The following is a 3,415-nucleotide window of genomic DNA, read 5'->3' as shown; positions in this document are numbered from 1 at the left end:
CCGGCGCTCGCGGAAGCGGCCGCGGAGCAGGCGGCGTTCCTGGCCGACCTTGGCCGGGGTCGGGCGTTGCGCGCCCGGCAGATCCTGCTCACCGCACGGCGGCCCGTGCCCGCCGGGCGGGGCGGTCGGGACGCCGCCGCCGGCCAGGCACTGCGGCAGCTGGAGGACGCGGCCGGGGTGCTGGCCACCGCCGGCGTCGGGGTCCGGGTCCTCGACAGCGAGGCGCTCGGCCGGCTGCTGGCCACCGCCGCCCACCCCGACCTGCCCGTGCCACCCGACGGGGTCACCGCCTCCGGTGTCGTGCGCGCGGCGGGAACCGACCGATGAGCCGCCGGGCACGCCTGGGCCGCGCCGGGCGCGACGCGTCCCGGCTGGTTGGACCGGCGCTGTTCACCCCGAGCTTGCACGTGGCCGCGGACCATGTGCAGGTCGGCGGGGTGTGCGCGGCGACGCTGCTGGTCAGCGGCTATCCCCGGGAGGTCGCCACCGGCTGGCTCGAGCCGCTGCTGGCCTACCCGGGCCGCCTCGACGTGGCCTGGCATCTGCAGCCCACCCCCGCCGCGGTGGGCGCGGCCCGGCTGCGCCGTCAGCGGGGCCGGTTGGAGTCAGGGCGGCGCCTGGCCGCCGCGGCCGGTCGCCTCGACGACCCCGAGATTGACGCGGCCGCTGATGATGCCGCGGACCTCGCGGGCCGTCTCGCCCGCGGCGAGGCCCGCCTGTTCACCACCGGCCTGTATCTCACCGTCCACGCCGACAGCGTGGGCGAGCTGGCAGAGGACGTCGAACGGGTCACCGCGCTCGCCCACAGCCTCCTGCTGACCGTCCACCCCGCCCGCTACCGCATGCTCGCCGGCTGGGCGACCACCCTGCCCCTCGCCGAGGACCTGCTTCAGGCAACCCGCACCATGGACACCGCCGCGGTCGCCGCCGGATTCCCCTTCACCAGCGCCGATGTGGCGCTACCCGACCCGCTGCGCCCCGGCGCGGCACCGGTGGTCTACGGGCCGAACCTGTCCTCGACCGGGGTCGTGGCGCACGACCGGTGGGCCGGGGCGAACTACAACTCCGTCANGCTGGCGACCTCCGGCGCGGGAAAGTCCTATCTCACCAAGATCGACGTGGTGCGGAGTCTCGCCCAGGGCGTCGAGGCACATGTGATCGACCCCGAGGACGAGTACGCACCGCTGGCCACCGCGGTCGGCGGCACACAGCTGTCCCTGGGCGCGCCAGGGGTACGCCTCAACCCGCTGGACCTGCCCGCCCACGGCCGCAGCGACCCGGAGCTACTGACACGGCGGATACTGTTCGCGCACACCTTCATCGCCACGCTCGCCGGCTCGCCGGTCGAGGATCCGGTGGGACGGGCGGCGTTGGACCGGGCGCTNCTCGCCGCCTACGCCCACGCCGGGATCAGCCAGGACCCGGCCACCTGGGATCGGCCCGCACCCCTGCTCGCCGACGTCACCGCCGCGCTGCAGGCCGAGCCGGCCGGCCAGCAGCTCGCCAGGCTCCTCGCGCCGTTCGTCACCGGATCACACCGGGGCCTGTTCGACGGGCCCACCACCTCCACGCCCACGGGTCATCTCGTCATCTACTCGCTGCGCGCCCTCCCCGAGGAACTACGCGCCGCAGGAACCCTGCTCGTGCTGGACGCGATCTGGCGGCAGGTCGCCGACCCCACACGGCGGCGGCGGCGTCTCGTGGTCGTCGACGAGGCATGGCTGCTCATGGCCCACCCGGCCGGCGCCCGGTTCCTCGTCCGCCTCGCCAAGGCCGCCCGGAAATGGTGGGCCGGCCTCGCGCTGGTCACCCAGGACAGCGGCGACCTGCTCGGCACCGACGAAGGCCGCGCGATCATCGCGAACGCCGCCACCAAACTCCTCCTGCGTCAGGACGGCTCCGCCGCCGCAGCCGTGCAGGCGGCATGCGGGCTGAGCGACGGCGAGACCGCCGCACTGCTCGCCGCCCGCCCCGGGGACGCGCTGCTCGTCGCCGCGGGACGCAGGGCGCTGTTCCGGGCGCAGGCCAGCCCCCGCGAACACGAGCTGATCACCACAGACCCGGTGGACCTCGCCCGCCGGCACACCCACCCCGCGACCGCCGCCGAGGTGGGCCCCGTGCACACCGAGGCCCGCCGCCCGCTCACCCCGGCGGACGACGCCGACCCGCTCTGACCAGCGGTCACCCGGTCACCCGAAGTCTCCTTCCCCGCGCCGTTCGCGCAGCCCAGGGCGTCGCGCCCCACGGCCGATGCCTCCCCGATCACGTCAAGGGATTCGTCGATGACGTTTGACCTGTCCCCACACTCCCCGCCACCACCCCCGCCGCCGCCCGCGCTTGGGGCGCCGGTGGGGTGGCTGGCCAGTCCGTCCGCTCTCGGGCACGCCGTGGCGCGTCTGCTCGCCGTGTGGGGGCTGCCCGCCGGTCTGCCCATGGTCGTGCTCGTCCTGGCCGCGGCGCTGACCTGGCGGCGTCTGCGGGCCNCGCGGGACGCCGCGCTGATCGCCGACGCCCGCACCGTGGAAATCCTCATGCCCCCCGAGGTCCACCCCGACGCGGCCGGAGTGTTCTGGTCGCAGATGAGCGGACTGCTCCGCCCCTTCTGGGCCCGACTACGCCACGGCCAGCCCTACCTCGCCTTCGAAATCGTCGCCCACCGCACCGGCACCGCGTTTCGCCTGTGGGTGCCCGGGGCCGTGCCGCCGGGGCTGGTGGAACGGGCGGTGCAGGCCGCCTGGCCCGGCGCCCGCACCACGACCCTGCGCCCCGCCGTCGACCCGCTGCCCCCCGCCGACCCCGCCGCGCACGTCGGCAAAAGGGGGCTGCTGGCGGAGGGAGGTGTGCTGCGGCTGGGCCGCGCGGACGTGCTGCCGCTGCGCGCCGAACCACCGGGAGATCCGGTACGAAGCCTGCTGGGCGCCGCGGGGGAACTGGACGACGACGAGACCGCCGCGGTGCAGATCCTTGCCCGTCCGGTCACCGGCCGCCGGCTCGCCCAGGCGCGCCGCGCCGCCGCCCGCCACCGCGGACAGCGGACCAACCCCCGCCCGTGGGCGGTCCTCCTCGACCTGGTCATCCCGCACAGCTCCCGGCCGTCGGGCACCCTGCGTGTCGGCCCGACACCACCGGAAGACGCGGCCGAGTCCCGGGCGATCGCCCAGAAAGCCCTCGGCCCCCGCTTCGAGGTGCGTGTCGCCTACAGTGCCGCCCAGGGTGCACCGGCCGACCCGCAGCAGACCCTGCAGGTGCGGGCGGCGTTGCGGGGCCGCGCTCACGCGCTGGCCACTGCCTACGCCCTGTACGCCGGCCACAACCATCTGCGCCGGCTCAGACTCCCCGACCCGTCCCGGCTGCTGGCCGCCCGCCGGCTGCGCCGCGGCGACCTCGTCAGCGTCGGCGAACTCGCCGCGCTCGC

The 3,415-nt window shown here is 76.1% G+C and carries 1 protein-coding gene and 3 pseudogenes; all 4 read left to right on the top strand.

Annotated elements, in window-relative coordinates; genetic code table 11:
• A pseudogene (locus FF86_RS14270) lies at positions 1–327 on the top strand (hypothetical protein); the annotation flags it as partial.
• A pseudogene (locus FF86_RS66445) lies at positions 324–1,071 on the top strand (conjugal transfer protein TraC); the annotation flags it as partial. The pseudogenes FF86_RS14270 and FF86_RS66445, both read left to right, overlap by 4 nt.
• A gap of 1 nt (position 1,072) precedes the next feature.
• A pseudogene (locus FF86_RS66440) lies at positions 1,073–1,384 on the top strand (conjugal transfer protein TraC); the annotation flags it as partial.
• Position 1,385: 1 nt separating this feature from the next.
• A partial coding sequence (locus tag FF86_RS48435) for a VirB4 family type IV secretion system protein (protein ID WP_242418756.1) occupies positions 1,386–2,174 on the top strand: 789 nt, incomplete at its 5' end.
• Positions 2,175–3,415: the final 1,241 nt, after the last annotated feature.

Source organism: Frankia sp. CpI1-P, from assembly GCF_001421075.1.
In the GTDB taxonomy this organism is placed as follows: domain Bacteria; phylum Actinomycetota; class Actinomycetes; order Frankiales; family Frankiaceae; genus Frankia; species Frankia torreyi.
Note: the sequence above shows the minus strand (reverse complement) of the source record. Positions and strands in the feature narration are given on the sequence as shown.